22 protein-coding genes and 1 pseudogene are annotated in these 23049 nt (G+C 36.9%); 5 read left to right on the forward strand and 18 right to left on the reverse strand.

Features of this window, described 5'->3' with window-relative positions:
- The 16 genes and pseudogenes from JM172_RS03675 to JM172_RS03745 form a co-directional block, all read right to left on the reverse strand.
- Positions 1-2521: Ig-like domain-containing protein (locus JM172_RS03675; RefSeq protein WP_214480740.1), on the reverse strand; the 2521-nt coding region annotated here is incomplete at its 3' end.
- A 288-nt stretch (positions 2522-2809) separates the two neighbouring features.
- On the reverse strand, positions 2810-3652 hold the full coding sequence (locus JM172_RS03680; protein WP_483297240.1) for a flagellin: 843 nt from the start codon (positions 3650-3652) through the stop codon (positions 2810-2812).
- Positions 3628-4048: pseudogene (locus JM172_RS25600) on the reverse strand (flagellin N-terminal helical domain-containing protein); the annotation flags it as partial. The pseudogene JM172_RS25600 and the gene JM172_RS03680, both read right to left, overlap by 25 nt.
- Positions 4049-4264: 216 nt before the next feature.
- Entirely contained in the window at positions 4265-4510 is a 246-nt protein-coding gene (gene csrA, locus JM172_RS03685; protein WP_214480742.1) for a carbon storage regulator CsrA, read from the reverse strand.
- A 13-nt stretch (positions 4511-4523) separates the two neighbouring features.
- Positions 4524-4967, reverse strand: coding sequence for a flagellar assembly protein FliW (gene fliW, locus JM172_RS03690; RefSeq protein WP_214480743.1), 444 nt, complete (start codon positions 4965-4967; stop codon positions 4524-4526).
- Between the two features lie 17 nt (positions 4968-4984).
- Positions 4985-5575 carry a DUF6470 family protein gene (locus JM172_RS03695; protein WP_214480744.1) on the reverse strand — a complete coding sequence of 197 codons (591 nt, stop codon included), beginning with the start codon at positions 5573-5575 and terminating at the stop codon, positions 4985-4987.
- A gap of 69 nt (positions 5576-5644) precedes the next feature.
- Entirely contained in the window at positions 5645-6526 is an 882-nt protein-coding gene (gene flgL, locus JM172_RS03700) for a flagellar hook-associated protein FlgL (protein ID WP_214480745.1), read from the reverse strand.
- Positions 6527-6538: 12 nt separating this feature from the next.
- Positions 6539-8059: a flagellar hook-associated protein FlgK gene (gene flgK / locus JM172_RS03705; RefSeq protein WP_214480746.1), complete on the reverse strand. Its 1521-nt coding sequence runs from the start codon at positions 8057-8059 to the stop codon at positions 6539-6541.
- Between the two features lie 20 nt (positions 8060-8079).
- Positions 8080-8577: a flagellar protein FlgN gene (locus JM172_RS03710; RefSeq protein WP_214480747.1), complete on the reverse strand. Its 498-nt coding sequence runs from the start codon at positions 8575-8577 to the stop codon at positions 8080-8082.
- 38 nt (positions 8578-8615) lie between these two features.
- Positions 8616-8879 carry a flagellar biosynthesis anti-sigma factor FlgM gene (flgM, locus tag JM172_RS03715; protein WP_214480748.1) on the reverse strand — a complete coding sequence of 88 codons (264 nt, stop codon included), beginning with the start codon at positions 8877-8879 and terminating at the stop codon, positions 8616-8618.
- Between the two features lie 88 nt (positions 8880-8967).
- A complete protein-coding gene (locus JM172_RS03720; RefSeq protein ID WP_214480749.1) occupies positions 8968-9390 on the reverse strand; it encodes a TIGR03826 family flagellar region protein in 423 nt (140 codons plus the stop codon).
- A gap of 255 nt (positions 9391-9645) precedes the next feature.
- Positions 9646-10350, reverse strand: coding sequence for a ComFC family protein (locus tag JM172_RS03725; protein ID WP_214480750.1), 705 nt, complete (start codon positions 10348-10350; stop codon positions 9646-9648).
- 28 nt (positions 10351-10378) lie between these two features.
- Positions 10379-11896: an ATP-dependent helicase ComFA gene (locus JM172_RS03730; RefSeq protein WP_214480751.1), complete on the reverse strand. Its 1518-nt coding sequence runs from the start codon at positions 11894-11896 to the stop codon at positions 10379-10381.
- A gap of 309 nt (positions 11897-12205) precedes the next feature.
- Complete coding sequence (locus JM172_RS03735) at positions 12206-13048, reverse strand: DegV family protein (RefSeq protein ID WP_214480752.1); 843 nt, start codon at positions 13046-13048, stop codon at positions 12206-12208.
- A 187-nt stretch (positions 13049-13235) separates the two neighbouring features.
- Entirely contained in the window at positions 13236-13922 is a 687-nt protein-coding gene (locus JM172_RS03740) for a response regulator (protein WP_250886504.1), read from the reverse strand.
- Positions 13923-14117: 195 nt separating this feature from the next.
- Positions 14118-15254 (reverse strand): sensor histidine kinase, encoded by a 1137-nt coding sequence (locus JM172_RS03745; RefSeq protein ID WP_214480754.1) that lies wholly within the window; start codon positions 15252-15254, stop codon positions 14118-14120.
- A 472-nt stretch (positions 15255-15726) separates the two neighbouring features.
- On the opposite strand from JM172_RS03745, the gene JM172_RS03750 reads away from it, so the two are divergent.
- From JM172_RS03750 to JM172_RS03760, 3 genes are all read left to right on the forward strand, one after another.
- The gene (locus JM172_RS03750; RefSeq protein ID WP_214480755.1) at positions 15727-16365 is read left to right on the forward strand and encodes a YigZ family protein; all 639 of its coding nucleotides are present in this window, start codon (positions 15727-15729) and stop codon (positions 16363-16365) included.
- Between the two features lie 31 nt (positions 16366-16396).
- Positions 16397-17404, forward strand: coding sequence for an LCP family protein (locus JM172_RS03755; RefSeq protein WP_214480756.1), 1008 nt, complete (start codon positions 16397-16399; stop codon positions 17402-17404).
- A 346-nt stretch (positions 17405-17750) separates the two neighbouring features.
- On the forward strand, positions 17751-18785 hold the full coding sequence (locus tag JM172_RS03760; protein ID WP_214480757.1) for an LCP family protein: 1035 nt from the start codon (positions 17751-17753) through the stop codon (positions 18783-18785).
- A 384-nt stretch (positions 18786-19169) separates the two neighbouring features.
- On the opposite strand, the gene JM172_RS03765 is transcribed toward JM172_RS03760, so the two are convergent.
- A complete protein-coding gene (locus tag JM172_RS03765) occupies positions 19170-20228 on the reverse strand; it encodes a glycosyltransferase family 4 protein (protein WP_214480758.1) in 1059 nt (352 codons plus the stop codon).
- A 308-nt stretch (positions 20229-20536) separates the two neighbouring features.
- On the opposite strand from JM172_RS03765, the gene JM172_RS03770 reads away from it, so the two are divergent.
- Together JM172_RS03770 and JM172_RS03775 are read left to right on the forward strand one after the other, a co-directional pair.
- Entirely contained in the window at positions 20537-20767 is a 231-nt protein-coding gene (locus tag JM172_RS03770) for a hypothetical protein (protein WP_214480759.1), read from the forward strand.
- Between the two features lie 21 nt (positions 20768-20788).
- Positions 20789-22156 (forward strand): SpoIID/LytB domain-containing protein, encoded by a 1368-nt coding sequence (locus JM172_RS03775; RefSeq protein ID WP_214480760.1) that lies wholly within the window; start codon positions 20789-20791, stop codon positions 22154-22156.
- A gap of 115 nt (positions 22157-22271) precedes the next feature.
- Here the strand turns inward: JM172_RS03775 and JM172_RS03780 are convergent, their stop codons facing one another.
- Positions 22272-23045: an S-layer homology domain-containing protein gene (locus tag JM172_RS03780; protein ID WP_214480761.1), complete on the reverse strand. Its 774-nt coding sequence runs from the start codon at positions 23043-23045 to the stop codon at positions 22272-22274.
- Positions 23046-23049: the final 4 nt, after the last annotated feature.

Raw genomic sequence — 23049 nt, forward strand, 5'->3', positions numbered from 1 at the left:
CTGTAATGACCACTGTTCCACCTGTAGCGTCTGCTGGAACTGTGATTAAACCAGTCACATCTACTGCTGCTTGGCTTGCGTCGTCACTACTGTACGCTACTTCGCTTGTTACATCTTTTGTTGTTCCATCTGACATATTGGCTACAACTGAGATTTGTTGTGTTTCTCCCTGTGCCAACGTTACTGTTGATGGATCTAATGTAATTCCTTGTACTGTTGCTGGGACAGTTACTGTTGTTGTACTTGTGTGCCCTTCATAACTTCCTGTAATGACCACTGTTCCACCTGTAGCGTCTGCTGGAACTGTGATTAAACCAGTCACATCTACTGCTGCTTGGCTTGCGTCGTCACTACTGTACGCTACTTCGCTTGTTACATCTTTTGTTGTTCCATCTGACATATTGGCTACGACTGAGATTTGTTGTGTTTCTCCCTGTGCCAACGTTACTGTCGATGGATCTAATGTAATTCCTTGGACTGTTGCTGGCACGGTTACTGTTGTTGTACTTGTATGCCCTTCATAGCTTCCTGTAATGACTACTGTTCCACCTGTAGCGTCTACTCCAACTGTGATTAAACCAGTCACATCTACTGTTGCTTGGCTTGCGTCATCACTACTGTATGCTACTTCGCTTGTTACATCCTTCGTTGTTCCATCTGACATATTGGCTACAACTGTAATTTGTTGCGTTTCTCCTTGTGCCAACGTCACTGTTGATGGATCTAATGTAATTCCTTGGACAGCTGCTGGGACGGTCACTGTTACCGTTCCACTAATTCCTTCATAGCTTCCTGTAATGTCCACCGTGCCCCCTGGTGCATTTTGAGGAATGGTGATCAATCCACTCGCATCTATTGTTACTAGACTTTCATCAGCACTGCTATATGTTGTGCTGCCCGTTACATCAATTTGCGTATTGTCAGACAAATTGGCTAATACTTGTAGCTGACTTGTCTCTCCTTGCGCAAGCGTTAATTCATCTGGCGTAAAGATTAAACTCTCTGCAGTTACATCGAGTACTTCAATTGTCGCTACTGCTGTTTTTCCGTTATGATATGCTCTAATATATGCGATCCCGCTTGGAGCGTTTTCTGGGATTGTTACTAGTCCATTTTCATCGACCATTGCTATACTCGTATCATCGCTACTATATGTTGTACCTGTCTCTCCTAATGTCACATCTACAACGGAATCATCATCTTTTGTAGCTGTTACAGTTAACTGGTGTGTCGTCCCTCTTAATAAAGTGATGTTTTCAGGTTCAATTTCTACATTTTTAATCACTTCATAAGGCGGTATCGTAATCGTTCTCGCTACAAACTTCTCATCATGATCTGACAATAAATTTACTACATACTCAAGCTCTCTTATGTCAGCACTTGGTTCTATTTCTACATCCCAAGAAACTTGTGTTTCCTCACCTGGATTTATAGAACCTATACTTATTTCTTGTTGTTGATTTTCAGCTAGCTTTAAACCTGCTGGTAAAACAATGTTTAATCTAGCATTCCTCTCTGTATAATTTTCAATGTTAGTAATATAAGCAGTAACTGTAAACGGATTTGGGCTGTAGCCATTCTCGGTTGCCTCTACAATACTCGCACCAGTTACACTTAATGCTAGAGGTGGTGTTAAATCTTGTGAAAGCTCACTAATACCGTAAAAGGTCTTAAATTCCTTTACTTCCCCAGGTGCTAATGTAGTTGGATTCCAATAAATAGCAACTGCACTATCTTCCCCACTGCTGTTACCACTAAAGTCTTGACCAGGTAAAATAGAATAATCCCATATTTTACCTCTTATTCTTGACCAACCTATAAATTGGATTTTATCGGGCTTGAAAGTAGTCCCATTAAAAACGCTTCCGTGTGTTATGACTGTTGGTTCTTCAATATCATCAAATGCTTGCCAATATTCAGGAATGTTATCACCTGTGTACTCTGTTTCTGTATTTACAATACCTTCCCCCGGTATTCTAAATGGAGCACCATCGTTAATCCCAAGCATCGTGTCCAACATAATACGTAACCCAACCTCATGACTTTGGTTGCCATTGTTAGTCACTAAGTACTTAATTTCAACAGTATCATCATTATTTGTGTTTTGATTTTTCACAATAGATAATACTTGTTGGATAGAAATATCGCCTCTCGTTTGTACTGTTGAATGAGATAAATTTGCGTAATCATACGTACCTGAATTATCAGCTTCAAACCAGAAAGGTACACCGTCTATATTTAATGATGTCATAGAAGACCACGGAACACCCTCTTCATGACCATATAGCATTTTTTTATTATTATCTCTATCATTTGCTGGGTTACCGCCAGTTGTTCCTATTGTAAATCTCCCTGCTTTAGTATCATTAGTAGTATTAGGTGCTACATCAAATTCAATAAAATCATTCCCAATTTCACTCTCTGCAATCGCATTAGAATGATCCACAAAAAACGCCAGGAAAAATACTAAAAATAATGCAAGATACTTTGTGTTTATCCATTTCTTTGAAAACACTTTCATAATAAACTCCTCTCTGTGACAAGATAAAAAAGCTTTTCATATAATGAAGAAAAGCTGTAAGCGCCTTAGCATTAATAAGCACTAAGTAGCCTTTGATACAACAATAATTAAAGGTTTAGCACTCATATTTTTCAATATGAAACTAAGCACTAAAATGTTTATTAACAATCTAAACTTTACTTTGAGATATAGTTATAAAAGATCAAAAATGCAATAACCTATTTGTTTCTAAAAAAAGAGACCTTAGATGATCTAAGATCTCTCCTTCATGTATGCTAGCTTCAGTTATTAACGTAATAATTGAAGTACGCCTTGAGGTTGTTGGTTAGCTTGAGCCAACATTGATTGAGCTGCTTGAGAAAGAATGTTATTCTTCGTGAATTCCATCATTTCTTTCGCCATGTCAACGTCACGGATACGAGACTCAGCAGCTGTTAAGTTTTCAGAAGATGTGCCTAAGTTATTAATTGTATGCTCTAAACGGTTTTGGAATGCACCAAGTTGCGAACGTTGAGAAGATACATCTTCAATTGCATGATTGATCGCAGAGATAGATGCTTCTGCTGATGAAGCTGTTGTTACATCAAGACCTTCAATTTTCAAAGCACTAGAGCTCATATCTCCAACACTTACACTCATTGTTTGCGATGAATTTGCCCCAATATGAAAGCTTAATCTGTCGTCAGTAAGATCAGTTACTTCTTTCCGAGCAGTAAAAGTAAGCTCTTTCCCTAAGTCTCCAGAATTAAAATCTCTATCTACTGTTAAATCAAATGATACTTCAGCAGCACCACCCGTTGCAGGAACAAAGAAAGTAGTACCCCCTGTTGCAGATGATGTTAATGTAAGGTTACCGTTGGTAATAGTTATATCACCACTACCCGATGAAGTCGTTGTAGCAACATTTCCATAAGCATCTGAAATTTCAAGTGTAGCAACTCCCGATGCATCTAAACTAGTTACTTTAACATTTATTGTACTATCCACAGATGAAGATGCTGCTGGTGGTGTAGTAGTCGCATTACTTGTTATCGCTATTTTAGTGAAGAGATCTGCATCTTGATTGTTGTCAAAACCAACAGTCTCTGTTTGTTCTACTATTCCAGCTTTAGTACCATCTAATAACGTCATCGTATTAAATTCAGTTGTAGTAGAAATACGATCAATTTCTTCAAGTAGCTGATTCATTTCTTCTTGTAATTCACCGCGATCTGCATCTGTATTAGTATCACTTGCAGATTGAACAGCTAGCTCACGCATACGTTGAAGGATTGAGTGTGTTTCGTTTAGGGCACCTTCAGCTGTTTGAATTAGAGAAATACCATCTTGAGCGTTTTTTGAAGCCATATCTAAACCGCGGATTTGTCCACGCATTTTTTCAGAGATTGCTAAGCCTGCTGCGTCATCTCCAGCACGGTTAATACGAAGACCTGAAGATAATTTTTCCATTGATTTTGATGCTGCAGTGTTACCTGCTGTTAATTGACGGTAAGTGTTTAGAGCTGCGATATTATGATTAATTCTCATTGTTAAATTCCTCCTTGAATTTTGTATTCCACATCCATATGGAATAGGTATAAAGTATGGTAATTACATACAATAGTCGGCCGCCTATGCATCTAATCTACCAGTTATACTATATATATCGACACGCTTGTTAATTGTTTAATAGATTTTTTAATATTTTCTTGTAAAATTTTCAGGATATATGTAATGAGCGTGAAAAATAAAAAGCCCTAACCATCATGATAGTTGGTTAGAACTATTTTTTAGTGTTTTATTTAGTTGCTGTAGGGTATCTTTCGAGTTGAGGGCAGACTCAATATTTTCTTGTTGAATTGACAAGTAAATTTCTTTGCGATGTATTTCTGTTTTCTTCGGTGCTTTAATACCTAGCTTAATTTGCTCACGATCAATGGCTACTACTGTCACTTCGATGTCTTCACCAATTTGAATGGCCTCATCTACTTTTCTCGTTAACACTAGCACATCTGCTCCCCCCTTACTTCATTAATTTTTGCTTCTTCGTAAATAAATTGTGCTTTGTATGGTAGGACGTATTTGCTAGAATGACTTGTTTTCCTACTCGCTTTTCTACATTTATTACAATCGGCGCTTGAAGATTAACAGTCGTGTTTGTAAACGGCTCATGAACTGTAATGATATTGTAAATTGCGACATTTTCCTCTAATATAATATTTAATTGATCGAGCGAACGGCTATCTAGCTCGAAGGCATAATCTTGAAAATAGGAGAATGGTTCTATGAGCGTAAATGCGACATCTTTACTACATACAGACTGCAAAATTTGAAATGGTGTCCCTTGTGAAAACGGGATAATGACAAATTCCTTTTCATCTAAGAAGCCTGGAATACCATTCGCAAAAGTAATCATATCGTCATTATTTATATTGACCGTACCATGATATTTCGTATTAATTTCCATAGTTCACAACCCCGTAACTAAATTTCAATCTCAAAATTATTACCGACAAATTTCAAGTTTTCAAAATCAATTTCTAATGAGTTAGAGCGCATTACAGCAGTATAAACATCACCAGGCTGATAACGGATAATTGGTCTATGCACTTCGACTTCAATTATTGGCCTATGAACTTGCACGTCGATATGAACCTGTGCAGGCTCATAATCAGTTTTCACACTAAAATGTGAAGGAATAAAGCCGATGTTCTTCTCATATATTGGTCTTTCACTATTTTCCTTCGCTTGCTTGGCGATTGGATTTCCTCTATTTTCAATCCGCATCAGCTCATCACCTTGTTGCGATCGACGCTCAAGACCGTCAAGCCAATCCTTATAGCCAAGTTCAGCTGCTTCTTCAATTCTCCGGAAAATATGTTTTAAATCCATATCCTCCCATGCCTGTGTCTGATCTATCGTTAGCTTTCCTGGCGTAGTTTCTATTGATACATCCGGCTTTGGCTGTTCAATCGATACTTCGGCTGGTGGTTGTTCAATTTCTACAGTTGCGGGTGTCGTCAGCATTTCCATTTGAATAAGACTTGATTGTTGACGAATTTGTGGTAATTGCATAGCGCTTTCACCCCTTATTTCATGAAAAAGCTATCTCCAATAGAAGATAGCTATGTTTTTTATCATAGATTATCGTAAAAAGTCCATTAACGTCGGCTGCATAATACTTGCGCCAACACTTAAAGCAGCACGATGAACACTTTCCTGTACAGTTAAATCGATAATGACCCGCTCTAAATCTACATCTTCATTGTCAGATAAAATTTTAGTAGCGATGAGCTCCTGTTGGGCTAGGCGATCCTCTACTAGCTCAACGCGATTATAGCGCGCACCTAGCTCAGATCGCTCGGCAGAAAGGCTGTCTAAATGACCATCCACCTCGTCTAATAGTGTATCAAAATCACCTGAACCCGATGCCAGCCCGTTAAGGCTGTCTTCAATATCCTGAATAGTATCAAAAAGCGCTTGACTAAACACGTTGTCTGCATTTATATTCGCCTTCATTTCAACTCCGTTGGAAACTGAAATATTAAATGCATCCGTATTGATATTTGCAACTATAGGAGGTCCTGCATTGACAGGAGCTTCATCTATCGCTGTCCCATTATAAATGTATTTCCCAGCTACCTTCGTATTTGCTACAGATATTAAATCTTCCTTAATTTGAGACAGCTCATCCGCTATTGCCTGTTGATCCTCAGGCGAAAGCGAGCCGTTTTTTCCTCTTAATACTAGATCACGAACTTGGGCAAGTGCTGAGTTTGCATGGTCTAGGCCATCCTCAGAGTTTTCAATCCATGAGTATAATTCTGAAAGGTTTCGTTGATATTGCTCTACCTCTGTCAAGTTCGTTCGATAAGCTATCCCCTTCATCGCTACTACTGGATCGTCAGAAGGTCTAGTAATTTTCTTCCCTGTAGATAACTGGTCTTGTAATTCTCCAAGTCGAGAGTAGCCTTGACTAATATTACGAAGTGAGCGATCAGCTATCATCGTTTGAGTAACTCGCATGTTTTATTCCTCCTATCTACCTACTATTCCCATTCCATTAATTACTCTATCTAACATTTCATCAATCGTTGTAATATTTCTTGCCGATGCGTTGTATGCATGCTGAAATTTAATCATATTCGTAAATTCTTCATCTAAAGATACACTGCTCACAGATAAACGATTTTCTTCTGCTGTACTAAGCAATAAACCGACATTATTTGTGAAAACAATCGATTCTTTGGAAATAACAGCCATTTCACCAATAACACCTTCATAATAATCTTGTAAATTTGTCGTTTTCCCGTCAATTGTTAATGCGTTATTTTTCACTTCTGCTAATGCAACAGCGTTACCACCATCCCCAAGCTGGCCGGTTGCAGACGCCGCAATGTTATCCGTTGATGCTTCAATTTCAGCTGATAGCTGAAGAAGACTCGCAGCGCCTTCTGGATTCGCCAGTGCTTCAAAGAAATTAACTGGGGTTTGCGTGCTTGCGTTTATATCATTTATATTCCAACCTGATTGATGGACATTGTTAAATTCAGTTGCAAAGGCATATGCCATTTCATCGATCTTTTTGATCATGTCAGGATATTCGCCTTCTTTTGATGTCCCATCTGTATAGCCGTATGAATCTATTAAACTTCTAATGCTACCTGTCGAAGCAAAGCCACCATCAACACCCATCGTATTACCGTCAAAATCAATCGATTCAGCCAAACCATTTGTTGCATTGTAATTAATCGTTAATGCGTTCACATTACCAGATGTATCTACGAGTGTGCCAAGTGAGTTTCCAGAATCATCAACGAGAGTGACAGTTGCAATCCCGTCTGCTGTTGGAGGGGCATGTCCCCCACTTGAAGTGTACGATACTTCAATGTTAGCAAGATTAGATATTTGGTCTAAAAGTCGGTCACGCTCATCATACAAATCATTTGGTATTAAGCCGTGTGGTTCTACTTCTGCAATTTGCTGATTTACATTATTCAACAATGTCGCTAATGTATTAATTTCATCAATGCTATGATCTAGCTTGTCTTTAAAATCCTGTTGTGTAGCTTGTAATGAACTTGCTATGTAATTAAATGCTTGTGCAACTGAACGACCGTTTTCTCGAACAACTGAACGTGCTCCTGAGTTTGATGGATCAACAGCTAAATCCTCTAAAGATTTCCAAAAAGCATCGATTGTACTTGATAAACCTGAATCAGAAGGCTCATTCATAATGTCCTCCATTCGAGAAAGTGCTTCTGCACGAGATTCCCAATAACCGAGCTTACTGTTTTCACTTCTATATTGAATATCTAGAAAACGATCCCTTATGCGTTGTATTTCTCCCGCTTCAACACCTGTACCCATTTGCCCAGGGATTTCTGGTCTATTTATTGACGCAGGTGGGTAAGGTTCTGTTTGTACAAAATCCACTCGTTGTCTTGTGTAACCAGGTGTGTTCGCATTTGCGATATTATGCCCTAAGACGTTTAGCGCAGTTTGCTGTGTCGTCATGCCTCGACGGGCTGTTTCTAATCCGTGAAATGTAGAGCGCATGTATACTTTCCTCCGTTTCTTTACGCTTTTGAGTCAAACATGCTGCGATTAACTATTTGTTCATGTGATGTAGTTGACGTTGGTTTTTCATAATTGAATGAAGTAGGCTGTGGGATGAGTAAATCTAGAGACAAGTTAACATATTGGAGTGATTGATATATAAGCGCTTGATTAAGTTCATTTTGTTGTTTTAGCTTGTCTATCACTTTAATTAACTCGCTTTGTATGTCAGCTAATTGTTGTTTCGTCTGACCAGTAACGATGTTGATACAATCTATCATCGTTGGCTCATTCCCTGAAATCGGATGACCACTAACCAGCTCGTAAACCATTATTTTTCGTTCTTCATCCAGCTTATTAATGATGGCAATATACTTTTGTTCCTCTATGAGAATCTTGTCCAAAGCTTCAATATTACTAGTTTTTATGACATCTACCTTTTTTATACTTAGATCATACAGGCTTTCGTGTTGTTTAAATAAGCTCTCCAAAGTTTGTAATAATTTTTGAGAAGACAATCGTACTCCCCCTATCTATCTGTCATATCTATGATGAATTATTGTTTAGTGTAAAATTGATACAATCCTTTAGCAACCTGTTCGCGATTAATTGTATAAGTACCATTTTGAACTTGCTGCTTTAGCGTTTCGACCTTTTGCTGACGATCGATTTCAACTTGTGAGGTTTCCTGTAATTCCTTTGCAGCTGAAGAAATTTCGATTCGATCAGATTTTGTATGCTTATCTATGTTATTTTTATATTGGTTCGTTTGCTGCTTATAGGCATATAAGCCATTTGGTTTAAACTGATTAATTTTCATGTGTATCCCTCACCTTCATTAATGAGTGAACTCCCCTCTTGTTACTATTATCGGTTGTTAACAATAAATTTTAATAAACAATAGTAAATTATTCATCTTTGTAAAGAGAATAATAAGTAATAGACTTGCGTTCACGCTTTCTCATATGTTCCTTTCTATTTTCTTCTCTTTCAAATGTAGCTAGTTCATTTTGTAATTGAGCCACACATTTTTTGCATAGTTCACCCTCTTGAATCATATCGTTGCACCGTTTACACGGATATCCTAAGTTCGGAAATTGCTTAAGGCTTAACCGCCCTTTTTTAATAAATTTGATAATATATTCTTCAGCTACCTCTGTATCCTCAACAATTTGTGCAATTGTAGCACTGCGGTTTTTTTTAATTCGTAGGTACGTATATATCTTGTTAAACGCTTCTTCCTCTTCTTTATAGCATTGATCACAAACTTCTCTCATATTATGCTTTACAAATAATCTCTCACACCGTGGGCAATTCATTAATTCATTCATCATAATCCTCCCGTACTATGTGTATTCATATTTTTAGTCTACTATAGCATTCTATGTTCTAATTGATAATGGCTCTTTTCGTAAACATTGTTGCTTTTATTAACAAATTATTACTATAAAAAGTGATTTTATATGTTAGTCATTTTCGTACAGAAGAAAAGATGCCACGATAGATAGTTGACTACGTGTTTATTTCTTAATACGAAAAATAACAATCAATGCGAAAACAGCATTGATAATAAAGAAATGACATATTTATCCTCGCACTAAAGTGAGCGAAGAAGCTGATTTTGCCCCAGCTTGTAATAGGGCTTTCGCAGCATGACGGACGGTTGTTCCAGTCGTATATACATCATCAATGAGTAAGATTTGTTGATGATTCACAAGAACAGTTTCATTAAATATATACATATTGTCCGAATGGATACGTGCATATCTTGATTTTTTTGATTGTTTTTTTTCATGTTTACGTGATAGAGGATGAGACAATGATAAATCTAGCAAATGAGCTATTGCATCTGCTTGATTAAAGCCTCTTTCATATAAACGTTGCTTACTTAAAGGAATGGGAACTATCATATAGTTATCTTGAAAATGTTCTTTAAAGCATTGTTGAAATAATGACTTAAAGGCATACACAACTGCATAATCACCACGGAATTTAAAAAGATTAAGTATTTCTTTCATATAGTCATTATACCTATAAACAGATCGATTACGCTGAAGTACACCCCGCCACTCTCGTTGATTTTCCCACCTAACACAGTCGTAACATAATGTTGTCGTTGACGATACATCCTGTAAAGGACGACCACATATACTACATAGCTTACCTTCAATTATTGTAAGCCTTCTATGACATTCGTGGCAAATCTTTTGTTGTTCAGGCGACAAAGTCAATATAGCATGCCAGCTTACTTCCATTTGATATGGTTTGTGACATAGAAGACATGTCTTCATAGTAATTACTCCCTTACAAAACATCAAACTATTTATTATTAATGTAGCCCTGCCTTTGTCCTTGTTTATTCATGTATTGAATATGTCTTTTGGCTCTGACCATCGCTTTTGTTTTTCCGAAATGAAAGAAAATGATTTCTCCAGTTGGAGACGCAGCATGCCTTCCTACTCTCCCTGAAATTTGAACGAGTGCACTTTCAGTAAAAATACGATCCTCAGCACCTAGTACTGCCACATCAATGTTTGGTATCGTCACACCCCTTTCAAGTATCGTTGTCGTCACAAGAATTTGAATGTCACCTTTACGGAAAGCCGCAACTTTTTCTTTACGCTTTGGATCTTTGGATGAAACACTGTCAATTCGTTGATCAAATTTCTTTATAATCATTGTAATTGTATGTAAAACATCAATTGAAGGAACAAAAAGCAAAGCTTGCTTTTTGCATTGGAGATGCATAGATAGCCATGAGGTGACGATTGTAGGAAGATAATGCTTCAACAGGCACTTCTGCCAATTTCCACACCAGCGAAACGAGGGCAAAGGCAGTGGATAACCGTGATATCTAGCGGGAATGACAATCGCATTCCTTTGTTGTCTTTTTACTTCCCTCTGCCATTGACTATGAGGGGTAGCTGTCAAATAAATTGTTGATGCCGTTAGTTTTTTAGCGTTATTAACAGCATATCGTAGCATAGGTTCTACCGTATATGGAAATGCATCAACCTCATCAATGATCACAACGTCAAAAGCACGATAATAGCGTAAAAGTTGATGTGTAGTCGAAAGCGTCAATGGTTCAAGTTTATTTTTCAAGTCAGCGCTCCCGCCGTACAATGCATTAATATTAATAGAAGGAAAAACTTCTCGTAAGCGCGGTGCAAGCTCTAACACAACATCTGTTCTTGGCGTTGCAATGCATATATATTTATTCGTTTGCAATGCTCTTTCTATTCCACTGAATAACACCTCTGTTTTCCCAGATCCACACACAGCCCACACGAGAAGGGTACTATGTTGATCTATTGTTTCTTTAATTGTTGTCGAGGCTAACTTTTGACTTTTTGACAATGTTCCATCCCATTGTAATGAACCATCATTTCTCGGAGAATCTGGGCTTGGACCAATCCAATGTATGACAGGTGTGCATTCACTTATTCTCCCTAGCATAATACATTTTCTACAATAGGTACATTTTTCATGACACCGAGCACATAAGAAGCTGGAAAAGAGCTGCTTGTTTCGATTACCACACCGTTTACAATAATAATTTCCATGTTTAAAAGCAATTCCTTGTTGATAAGTAAGGTAGCCATTTACATAATGCTCATGGATAAGGTCTAGAGGATAGGGAATATCATGTAACAACAGTTGCTTTCCAAATAAGTATTGCTGTAGTTGCTTACTGTAGACATAAGAAGAATTACAAGTTGGAGGTGACATGAATGAACACTGTCCGAGTGGTTTTTTTTGGAGATGATGCTTTTCAAGCTCAGAAGTAGCAAGAGACTCAGGTATTAACCGCTCTCGATACTCGTAAAACCGCATATTCGAGCTCCTTTCATAATTTATGAATAGTCATATTTAGTTTAATAGTAGTTGACATAAATTGTTATTCAATGAGTTTTCGTAGCGTTGTATCTTATAACATGACCAGCTTATTAAGTGATCCTACAGTAGGGGTTCGCTTATGCCCCCCCTGCTGTGAATGAGATATAAATAAATTAAGGTGTTTTTGAATGATTGATGTTTTCTGTACTACATGTACACATCCAGATCATCTTTACTTCGATAAAACGATGACAACCGTAAAAAACTCTTTTCTTACGATGCTCATTTTATAACAATAGCCATAAATTATTTTCTATACCAGCCCATACCTATTGCACCTTCTCCAAGATGTGTGCCGATAACTGCTCCGAAATAGCTTAATGTAAATTCGACATGTGGATACTGCTTTTCAAGTTCACTCTTTATTTGCTCAGCTTGTTGTTCGCGATTTGCATGAATGATGACTGCTCGCATTGGTAATTGATTTGAAGCCTCTTCTCCAAACATGTCTATCATTTTCTGAAGTGCTTTTTTGCGTGTACGAATCTTTTCATACGGCACAATCACTTTATTAACAAAATGCAGAACTGGCTTCACTTGAAGAAGACTGCCGATTAATGCTTGAGCACTGTTTAAGCGTCCCCCACGCTGAAGGTGTGATAAATCATCAACCATAAAATAAGCTTGGACTGACTTTTTCATTTCTTGAAGCCTCAAGATTATTTCTTCAGGAGTTTTACCTTCCTTTGCCATTTCAGCTGCCTCTATTACATAGAAGCCTTGGAGCATACAGCTCGTCTCTGAATCGAATGGGTAGACGTTTATGTTTTCGACCATTTCTCCAGCTGAAACTGCACCAGCATAAGTTCCACTAATACCGCTGGAGAGGTGAATACAAATGACTGCGTCAAAATCATTAGCTAATTGTTTAAATTTCTCAACAAACAAGCCAATTGACGGCTGTGAGGTTGTTGGTAGCTCTCCATTACCACGAACCTTGTCATAAAAATCGTCTGCTGATATTTCAATTTCTTCTTTATATGATTCGTTCTCAAAATTAACCATTAATGGAATCATTTCTATATGAAGCTTATTACGAATTTCCAATGGAATATACGCCGTACTATCAGTTAAAATTGCCGTCCTCATTCCTACAATCCTTCCTTATGCCGTATGTTTGAGCTTAATAACACCTTTATACCATCATTTATTTTACATGATATTGTTTATAAATTGTATAGAAAATACACAAGCTACTTCAATTATTAAACGACGAATATGATCATAAACCCTAACCTTCTCATTCACACAATCATAAGGTGAGATGCTACATCATTTATCGTACTTCCACCCAACCATTTTTAATGGCAACTACAACTGCTTGAGTACGATCATTGACACTCATCTTTTGCAAAATATTACTTACATGGTTTTTAACTGTTTTTTCACTAATATATAATGCTTCACCGACTCCACGGTTGCTCTTTCCGTCTGCTAATAGCTGTAACACTTCACATTCACGTCTAGTAAGGATATGAAGTGGTCTTCTTATTTCAGTTTTTTCAATGGCATTTCCCATATTCGTTTGTCCACCATCAGCTAAACGTCGGAATTCATTTACAAGATTATGCGTAACCTTTGGATGTAAATATGAGCCTCCATTTGCTACAACTTTTATCGCTTCAACTAATGCATCCGCATCCATTTCTTTCAACAAATAGCCTCTAGCACCAGTCTTCAAAGCATGCATAACATAGTTTTCATCATCGTGAATCGAAAGAATGATGACCTTAGCTTCACTATTTTCTTCTATTAGTAATCTTGTCGCTTCAACACCATTTACAATTGGCATATTTATATCCATTAATATAACATCAGGATTAAATGTTTTTTCAAGTTGTAAAGCTTCGTTTCCGTCACTACCTTCCGCAACTACTTCAAAGCTCTCCTCAAAATCTAAAATCCTTTTTACACCTTCTCGAAATAATTGATGATCATCAATAATAACTATTTTAGTATTCAATGTAATCCTCCCCATACTTTTCAAGGCTACTAAGAACTACGTTACTATATTTATTAATAGCTTAATCCTCTACCGGTAAGAAATAATAGTATTTTTACTGCATTTACATGCGTATTACTCTATGTCTTTTCCTTTTATTACATTTGATTATTTGAAATTACCCTACCACACCTGCCACTACGTCTTGAATGATCATTAAACAGGAATTGGGATTCTTATCATAATTACCGTACCTACACCCACTTTGGAATCTACTGTCATTTCACCTTCTAATAAGTCTACTCTCTCATTCATTCCTATAAGTCCAAAAGCATTTTCTTTTTTTTCATGGATGTTGAATCCTTTACCATCATCTTTAATGACCAGTATAACATTATTCACTCCAATTTCAATTTTCACCTGAATTTTACTTGAATCAGCATGCTTAATGGCATTTTGTACTGATTCCTGCGCTAGGCGGAAAAGCGCTACCTCTAATCGAGCAGGTAATCTTTTTTCCTTTCTAATACTTAGAAATAGAATGACTACTTGATTATATTCTTCAACTGTTGACAAATATTTTTTTAAGGTCGGGATTAGCCCTAAGTCATCTAGAGCCATCGGACGTAGATCATAAATAATTCTTCTTACTTCAGAGAGAGTGGAGCGTACCATCGTCCGTAAATCACGTATCTCTTTAAATGCTTCCTCTGCTCCACGTTCACGGTACAATCGGTCTATTAACTCTGATCTCATCATAACATTTGCGAGCATTTGAGCAGGTCCATCATGAATTTCACGTGATAGCCTTTTCCGCTCTTCCTCTTGCCCCTCAATAATTCTCAAACCAAAATCTTGTTTTTGAATGGCATCTTCAAGCAATTCTCCAACTTGTCGAAAATCACTGTTTAAATAATTGAGAACGACTGAAATTTGTCCCATTAAATGGTCTGCACGCTCAATCGTTTCCGATAATGCTAATATTCTTCTTTCAAGGTCATCACGACGATCTCTAAGCTGTTTCTCGCGTTCTCGAACCATTGATAAATTCATTTGTAGCGCGTGTGCTTGCTCGTAAGCACCGCGAACTTGGCTCTCACTATATTGATCAAAATGTCTACTCACCTCTACAAGTCGTTGCCTTGCAAACTTTTCATGAGTATCTAACTTGTCACCTTCATCAATCACGTCATTTACTAGAATTTTTGTCTTTAAAAGTTCTTCATTTAATTTTTCGTATTCCGTACGCGATTGCTCACTTATTTGGAAAATTTCCCCTTTGCTACTATCGACAGTTTCTATCATTTTTTTTAGAATATTATCTAATGCTAATGTATTGAATTTCTTTGTCATTTTGCCTCCTTTATATATTGTTGGGCTTTATATTAGCAATCGACCTTAGACAAATTTTTCATGATTATTGCAATATATGTATAAATTTCAATCTACAGTGATTTAAGAAGGTTCTTGCTTTTAATTATATCATGGAGCAAACAAGTATATTTTCCCATTTAAGCGTCGACAAAATTCGCTATTTTTGTCGATATTTTTTAAAAAATTCATACAAATTGGAAGCGATATAGTTAATAGTACCTATTTCATATCGACAACCTAAAAAGCGAAATGAATTTACAAAAATAAAGAATATGTACAGTATTTATTTGCAAAACAGACTTTGCTCCATTAATGTAAATATTGCGGAAAACTATTTGCTGTAAAATTTTTGTCGTTTTATAATATATATGGAGAATTATAACGAAAAAGAACGACATTTAAAAGAATGGCGAAAGTTTGATCGAGAAGTATAATCAGGAGGGTTATCAGTTTGTTACAAAAGTATTATACCGTAAAGGGAAATGGAGAACATGAAATTACGATTCAAAAATCCCGCTTCATCTGTCACGTAAAGCGAGTAACGACTGATGCAGAAGCACAACAATATATACTTGATATTAAGAAGCAATATTGGAATGCTTCTCATAATTGTTCTGCATACTTAATTGGTGAAAGAGACCAAATTCAAAAAGCAAATGATGACGGCGAGCCTAGTGGCACGGCAGGTGTACCGATGCTAGAAGTGCTAAAGAAGAAAGGCCTAAAAGATACCGTCGTCGTTGTCACTCGTTATTTTGGTGGAATTAAGCTAGGTGCAGGGGGGCTTGTTAGAGCTTATGGGAAGGCTGTATCTGAGGGGCTTCAAGCGACGGGTATTGTCGAAAGAACGCTGATGCGTGTGATGCACACCAAAATTGATTATAATTGGCTCGGGAAGCTCGAAAATGAGCTGCGTTCTTCAATATACAAACTAAAAGAAATTCACTATTTAGAAGATGTCGATATTGAGGTATATGTAGAAGAAGAGCATAAACAACAATTTATTGAATGGATGACAGATTTAACGAACGGTAAAGCCGTCATCTCTGAAGGCATAAGCACATATTTAGAGGAGACCGTTACAATATAAGGAATTACACGAAACGAAGAAGGGTGAGGGAATGAAAGACAATCAGGACAATAAATCAGGAAAGGTTATATCAAAACGACGCAAGAGGCTTATTATCTTCATCATTCCAGTGCTCATTATCATCATAGCTGCCACTGCATATGGTGCAAATTTATATATAAAAGCTCAAAATGCATTTGAAAATTCACGAGAGGTTCCGACTAATGAGGATACATCTAGTCCACCAGTACAAGAAGCGATTATAAAGAAAAAAGATAACTTTTCGTTGTTAATTATGGGCATAGAAAATAGTGAAACGAGGGTTGATGCAAATAATGTAGATGCATTACTTCTTGCTACATTTAATGAAGAAAAAAAATCTGTGAAGCTTTTACATATCCCACGTGATTCCTATGTATATATTCCTTATAAGGATAGTAAAGACAAAATCACACATTCCAATAATGGCGGAACTCAAGCAACCATTGAAACTGTTTCACAGCTTCTTGATCTACCGATTGACCGCTATATTAAATTGGATTTTAATGCATTTGTTGCCATTGTTGATGCACTTGGTGGTATTGAAGTTGATGTACCAATTACATTTTCTGAACAAGATAGTCAGGATCGACTTAATAGCATTTATATAGAAAAAGGCCTGCAAACATTAACTGGTGAGGAAGCACTTGCGTTAGCACGAGTAAGGAAGCTTGATAATGATTTTGAACGTGGTAAACGTCAACAGCTTATTATTGAGGCGATTATTGATAAAGCCGCTTCACTCGGTTCGATTACGAAGTATGGCACGATGATTGAAGCACTTGGAGACAACTTAAAACATAATTTTGCTACTTTCTCTGAAATCACTTCATTATACAAATATGCCACGCCTGATCTCACAATTGAGACGCTACAGCTACAAGGGTATGATTCAACAGCTGGAGCAGCATATATTTTCGAATTAGATGAAGCTTATTTAGAAGAAGTTAAAAAAGAACTGCAAGATCACCTAGAAGACGTTGAGCCTCCTAACAATGAAAGCTCTAATAACGAACAATAAAGCATTTATTTCTACAGTTCAACAACATCCTAATTATTGGATATTAGCACCAGCCACTAACATGTTATACTAGATATAGTGGCTTATGTTTTGTTCAACCAGATGGAAACACATTAAGCCACTAACAGCACCTAGAAGTAAGGCATTTTAGTTCGTTATGAATAATATTAGCTTTCATTTTACTAAATTTCCCCATTTACGAGACTTATAAAAAAAGGTACAATGGAAGCTGTTATACTTTTTTTGAGTTCAACAGTAGCCACCATCATTTTAAATAGTGGCTCTTTTACTAAACTTTGTTTGTGCCTATTCGAACAATCTTTAAAACTTAAAGGAGTAGAATGCTATGAATAATGATAGACGCTATCTTAAGTTAAAGCATCGTAAAAAGAAGCGAAGAAGAATAATTTATTTATTTACGATCCCATTATTAGCCATTATATTAGGCGTGACAACATACGGTTCCATTTTATTAAACCAGGCACAATCAGCTGCCAATGAGGCAAATGAGGAATTAGTCAGAGGCGAAAAATCAGAAAAACGCGAAGAAGTCGTACACCCAAAAGCAGATAATATTTCAATTCTATTTATGGGTGTAGATGATAGTGAAGCAAGAGGTAGTGGTAATAGTAGAACAGATGCTTTATTACTAGCTACATTTAATGAGGAAGAAAAGTCTGTAAAACTATTAAGTATGCCGAGAGATTCATATGTTTATATCCCTTCAGTAGGGTATAATGACAAAATAAATCACGCCCATGCTTTCGGTGGAACTGACGGTGCAGTTGAGACAGTTGAAAACTTACTTGATATTCCAGTTGATTACTTTGTTAAATTGAATTTCAACGCATTCGTTGATTTAGTCGACGCACTTGATGGAATTGAAGTCGATGTTCCAATTACGTTTTCTGAGCAGGACAGTCAAGATCGTAAAGGAGCCATTTATCTTGAACAAGGGCTACAAACACTTGACGGTGAAGAAGCACTTGCTTTAGCCAGAACGAGAAAAATAGATTCTGACTTAATGCGTGGTGAACGCCAGCAGCTCGTGATGAAAGCAATTGCTGAAAAAGCAGCTTCATTAGGTTCTGTTACTAAATATAGTGCAATCATCGAAGCACTTGGTAACAACATTAAAACAAACCTTACCTTTGACGAGATGATTTCTTTCTATGATTATGCGACATCAAGCTTTACAATTGATAATCTCCAATTGCAAGGTAGTAATGCAATGATTGACGGCATTTATTATTACGATCTAGATGAACAACAATTAGAAAATATTAAGCAAGAATTAAAAACACATTTAAATGTGAATGCAGATCATACGGCAAATGATTCGGTTGTAAACAACGAGCAACAAACATCCGAGCATAATTAAGAAACACAGCTCTATTCGTCTATATTTGACGAGTAGAGCTGTTTTATTTTTGAGCTAGAGTCTCTTGGTTTAAAACTCTCCTTTAGTTCAAAATATATGCTTTGCTGCATTAAAAGTGTTGGGAAAGATACAGGAGTTGATGAGACCGTTTGTCATTCGTCCACTTCACTCCCATTTCAATGCTATAGTAGCACATATTCATTCATGTTAAGAGAAGTGGGATGTACAAACATCTCACATCTATCACAAACTGAAGGTCAGTCCTTGAAGTCTTGCTCACCCTTAAAATAAAGTTAATCATTGTCCATAGTGCTAAAAAAGGAGGATGACTATGATCCTGCCCAACAAATTCATTGGGTTAGATCATTTGTCATCCTCCATTAATTATTTTTTTACATTTGGTGCATATAAAATGCCGCGTATGAAATTAATTAGTGGACGATAATTTTCACCAATTAAGCCGATCTTTTCAACAAATAGCTCAACGACAAGTAATAACACTGAAATAATGACGAGTGCATACCATATCGTTACTTGTGAGAAAATAACAGCAGCAACTCCAAACATGGCACTTATACCGTAAATAACAAGAACGGTTTGTCGGTGACTATACCCTAGTCGTAACAAGCAGTGATGCAAATGTGATTTATCAGGTGCAGATAACGGCTTTTTATTTACAATTCGACGAATGATCGCAAAGAACGTATCTGAAATCGGTACACCTAACACAATGATTGGCACAATCAAGGAGATAAATGTAACGTTTTTAAATCCTAGTAGTGATAGAACAGCTATCATGTAACCAAGGAATAACGCTCCTGTATCACCCATAAATATTTTAGCCGGATGGAAATTATAGAATAGAAAGCCAATAATGCTTCCAAGCATAATTAACCCAATACTGACAACAAATATATCACCTTTAATCATCGCCATTCCAGTAATTGTAATCAATGCGATAGCAGATACTCCTGCTGCTAGGCCATCAAGGCCATCGATTAAATTAATGGCATTAGTGATGCCGACTATCCATAGTATTGTTAACGGTATACTGAACCAGCCAAATTGCAATTCACCACCGAATGGCAAGTTGATAAATTCAACTTGTACACCACCTAATACAACCACACCGGCAGCTAATAACTGTCCACCTAATTTTATCTTCGCAGATAATTCAAATACATCATCTAATACACCTGTGAGGATAATAATGGCACTACCGATAAGTATAGCTAATTGAAATTCATCTTGAGGTCGTAAAATCAACACACCGATTAGAAAACTTATATATATCGCTAAGCCACCTAAACGCGGCATGATTTTTTGATGTACTTTGCGCTGATTCGGACGATCTGTTGCTCCAATTTTATACGCAAATTTCTTTACAAGCGGCGTAATCAATATGGAGATTATTAAACAAATCAATGAGGTCAAATAAATCATGTAGACCCTCCTTAGTAATATATGTTGCCCAATTTCATTCAAAACTATCTTCTTTTTTACATAAAAATTTACAATTAATTCTAAATTTAAGTATATTTGCTATCTTGTTTTCTAGTTATACAAATTGCATTATATCATAACTATTTTATAAGATAAATAGAATACTAGGCAACTATTTTTAACAGTTTCCTGCTACTTCTATCGCATTCTCTAAAATAGCGAAACGCAGGCCACCATTTCTTTGTTATAATAATATTCGTGCAAATCTTTCATTTTTTGACCATTATCTACAAGGAGGAAACAAAAAAATGAAATTCTCTAAGAAATCGATTCTAGCAATTTGTGTAACTAGTATGCTTGCACTATCAATATTTACAGTTAAAACTGCCGCCAATACAGAGCCTGTCATTGCAAGTGTAGAATGGGTTTTGTCAAAAATTAATCCACTGAGTGATAAGGTAGAGAATTTAGAACAAAGAGTGACAGAGCTTGAAGATCAAGTAGATCAATTAAAAAACAAGCTTGAAAATAACTCATAACGATAGGGTGGTGTACATACGATGAAAAAATTAGCCATCGCTATCATGTCAATCATTTTTATAGCTCTACTCCCAACAATCTCTGCCGGATCTGGGACAGCAGGTATATCACCTCCACTCTATGAGACGAGTATTAAGGTGAAATTGTTACCAGAAAAAACATTTTCAGCAAAAATATTTGGGTCATATCATTTTGTGAACCTAGATGATCAATCGGCAATTCCTTATACTACAGACATTATATTTGAGCAACAGAATGGTATAGTCATTGCTACAACCAATGGTGACTCCTACGAATCGAGTTCTGGATACGGACTTTATGAAGTAGAGCAAAATGACCAAAATGCTGTAGAAATATCTAACATCCAGACGAGCTCTGGACCTATGCCTATTCAGTATCGTGGTTCGTTTTCAATTACACCTCTACTAACAGAAGAAGCACCTAACTTAGTTAACACGTTACATATTGAAGATTATATCAAAGGTGTTGTACCTAGTGAGATGCCATCTTATTGGCCATATGAAGCACTAAAAGCACAAGCTGTAGCAGCACGGAGTTATGCGTTCTCTCAAATGCAAACATCACAATATTTAAACATGACTGTTGCAAGTCAGGTTTATCGTGGTAAAACGAACGAAGCAGCAACGACTAATCAAGCAATCGCTGAAACAAATGGCATATTTGCAACATATAACAACGAACCTATTCAGGCATTTTTCCATGCTAGTAGTGGTGGTTATACTGAAAATAGTGAAGATATATGGTCAAATCCTATTCCTTATATTCGAGCTGTAGAGGATTCATTTGATCAACATCCAGATAACACTCATTATGGTTGGAGCATGAGCATCCCTGCTACAACGATAACTAACAGCCTATTTGGTAATGCACAAAACACCTTACTCTCTTTAAAAGTAACTGAAAGAAGTATAGCTGGTGCAGTACAACAAATGGAAGCCATTGTATATGACAATGAAACGAATACTAGACCTTCCATTTCATTAAAGCCTACATTTACAAGCTCTTCTGATGGATTTCGCACCATCTTCGGAGAGTACTTAAAGAGCTCCAAATTTACCGTTACTGGTGATGCAGCTGCAAAAATCATCGTTGCAGACGGCTCAACAACTCATGTAGATAACCTTTACGGCTATGAGCTACAAACAGCAGACAATGCGACAGAGACAATCGTTGACGACAACATTACATTAAAAACTAAAACGTCAACAGCTCTTTATCCAACATTTACTCAAGCGTATCAATTTTCAGGCGACGGTTGGGGCCACGGTCTAGGCATGAGTCAGTGGGGTGCACGAAGCATGGCATCAGCAGGCTATACATACGACCAAATATTAAAGCATTATTACATTGGTATCGAAGTCAGATGATCACCAAAAAAGCTTAATATCCATCTATAGTCACAAACAAGGAGACTTACGATAATAAGTCTCCTTTATGTTGCCCTATTTTTTTAGATGTTTTCACCTTTTGTGTATTTACTACTTAATCTCTTTCCAATGCTCGTACAAGAAATGCAGAAAACTGAGAGCGTTTCGTTGGCTCACTTGGGTTAAAATAACCATTGCTTCCTGTCGCAATGCCGTGCTGGGTAACAATCTTTATAGCGTCATATATGTCACCATCACTGTTATCATTTGTTACATCCACATACTCTGTAAAAGCAACGTCTAGTGGCTGTAATTGAAAGCCTTTTTGTAATGCAACAGCCATATGTTTTCTTTGCATTGGTTCATTTGGCATAAACGAACCGTTGTTACCGTCAATCAACCCATGTTCAAAAGCAGTCATAATCAACTGTTCGGCCCAATTACCTGGCTCTACATCATTGAATACGGACGGTGTTTTAGATAGTGGGAGGTCAAGTGCTATGACAATCATCTTTGCTGCCTGTGCCCTTGTAATTGTATTTTCAGGTTTGAAGAGCTGTTCAGCTGGGTAGCCTGAAATAATTCCTTGCTTGTACAATTTCATAACTTCCCCAAAAGCCCAATAATCAGCTTGCACATCATTAAAGACCGGCTGTTCAGTTGACTGTTCTGAACTCATTAAAAGTTCTTCTACTTCTTTCTCAAGTAAAGCAACTTTATCTTCTACGCTTTGTGTAATTGCAGCTACTTCACCTAGCTCTTGCTCCGTCCACTCTGCTGTTGCTACCTCGTTATTTTTACCTGCATATGTTTTTTGCTCCTGTGAACAAGCAGACGTGATTAATAAGCCGGTAATAGTACATAATAAAAACCCTTTTTTATTAAGCATCCTT

It is taken from the genome of Bacillus sp. SM2101, assembly GCF_018588585.1.
Taxonomy (GTDB): Bacteria; Bacillota; Bacilli; order Bacillales; family SM2101; genus Nanhaiella; species Nanhaiella sioensis.

Excerpts from the sequence above, each read along its gene's own strand:
- JM172_RS03775 (WP_214480760.1), top strand. The coding sequence starts at position 20,789 with ATGAAAAAATTAGCCATCGCTATCATGTCAATCATTTTTATAGCTCTA.
- JM172_RS03680 (WP_483297240.1), bottom strand. The coding sequence starts at position 3,652 with ATGACGTTATTAGATGGTACTAAAGCTGGAATAGTAGAACAAACAGAG.
- JM172_RS03725 (WP_214480750.1), bottom strand. The coding sequence starts at position 10,350 with ATGAAGACATGTCTTCTATGTCACAAACCATATCAAATGGAAGTAAGC.
- JM172_RS03770 (WP_214480759.1), top strand. The coding sequence starts at position 20,537 with ATGAAATTCTCTAAGAAATCGATTCTAGCAATTTGTGTAACTAGTATG.
- JM172_RS03765 (WP_214480758.1), bottom strand. The coding sequence starts at position 20,228 with ATGATTTATTTGACCTCATTGATTTGTTTAATAATCTCCATATTGATT.
- JM172_RS03745 (WP_214480754.1), bottom strand. The coding sequence starts at position 15,254 with ATGACAAAGAAATTCAATACATTAGCATTAGATAATATTCTAAAAAAA.
- JM172_RS03755 (WP_214480756.1), top strand. The coding sequence starts at position 16,397 with ATGAAAGACAATCAGGACAATAAATCAGGAAAGGTTATATCAAAACGA.
- JM172_RS03780 (WP_214480761.1), bottom strand. The coding sequence starts at position 23,045 with ATGCTTAATAAAAAAGGGTTTTTATTATGTACTATTACCGGCTTATTA.
- JM172_RS03760 (WP_214480757.1), top strand. The coding sequence starts at position 17,751 with ATGAATAATGATAGACGCTATCTTAAGTTAAAGCATCGTAAAAAGAAG.
- JM172_RS03730 (WP_214480751.1), bottom strand. The coding sequence starts at position 11,896 with ATGCGGTTTTACGAGTATCGAGAGCGGTTAATACCTGAGTCTCTTGCT.
- flgL (WP_214480745.1), bottom strand. The coding sequence starts at position 6,526 with ATGCGAGTTACTCAAACGATGATAGCTGATCGCTCACTTCGTAATATT.
- flgK (WP_214480746.1), bottom strand. The coding sequence starts at position 8,059 with ATGCGCTCTACATTTCACGGATTAGAAACAGCCCGTCGAGGCATGACG.
- JM172_RS03720 (WP_214480749.1), bottom strand. The coding sequence starts at position 9,390 with ATGAATGAATTAATGAATTGCCCACGGTGTGAGAGATTATTTGTAAAG.
- fliW (WP_214480743.1), bottom strand. The coding sequence starts at position 4,967 with ATGGAAATTAATACGAAATATCATGGTACGGTCAATATAAATAATGAC.
- JM172_RS03695 (WP_214480744.1), bottom strand. The coding sequence starts at position 5,575 with ATGCAATTACCACAAATTCGTCAACAATCAAGTCTTATTCAAATGGAA.
- JM172_RS03735 (WP_214480752.1), bottom strand. The coding sequence starts at position 13,048 with ATGAGGACGGCAATTTTAACTGATAGTACGGCGTATATTCCATTGGAA.
- flgM (WP_214480748.1), bottom strand. The coding sequence starts at position 8,879 with ATGAAAATTAATCAGTTTAAACCAAATGGCTTATATGCCTATAAGCAG.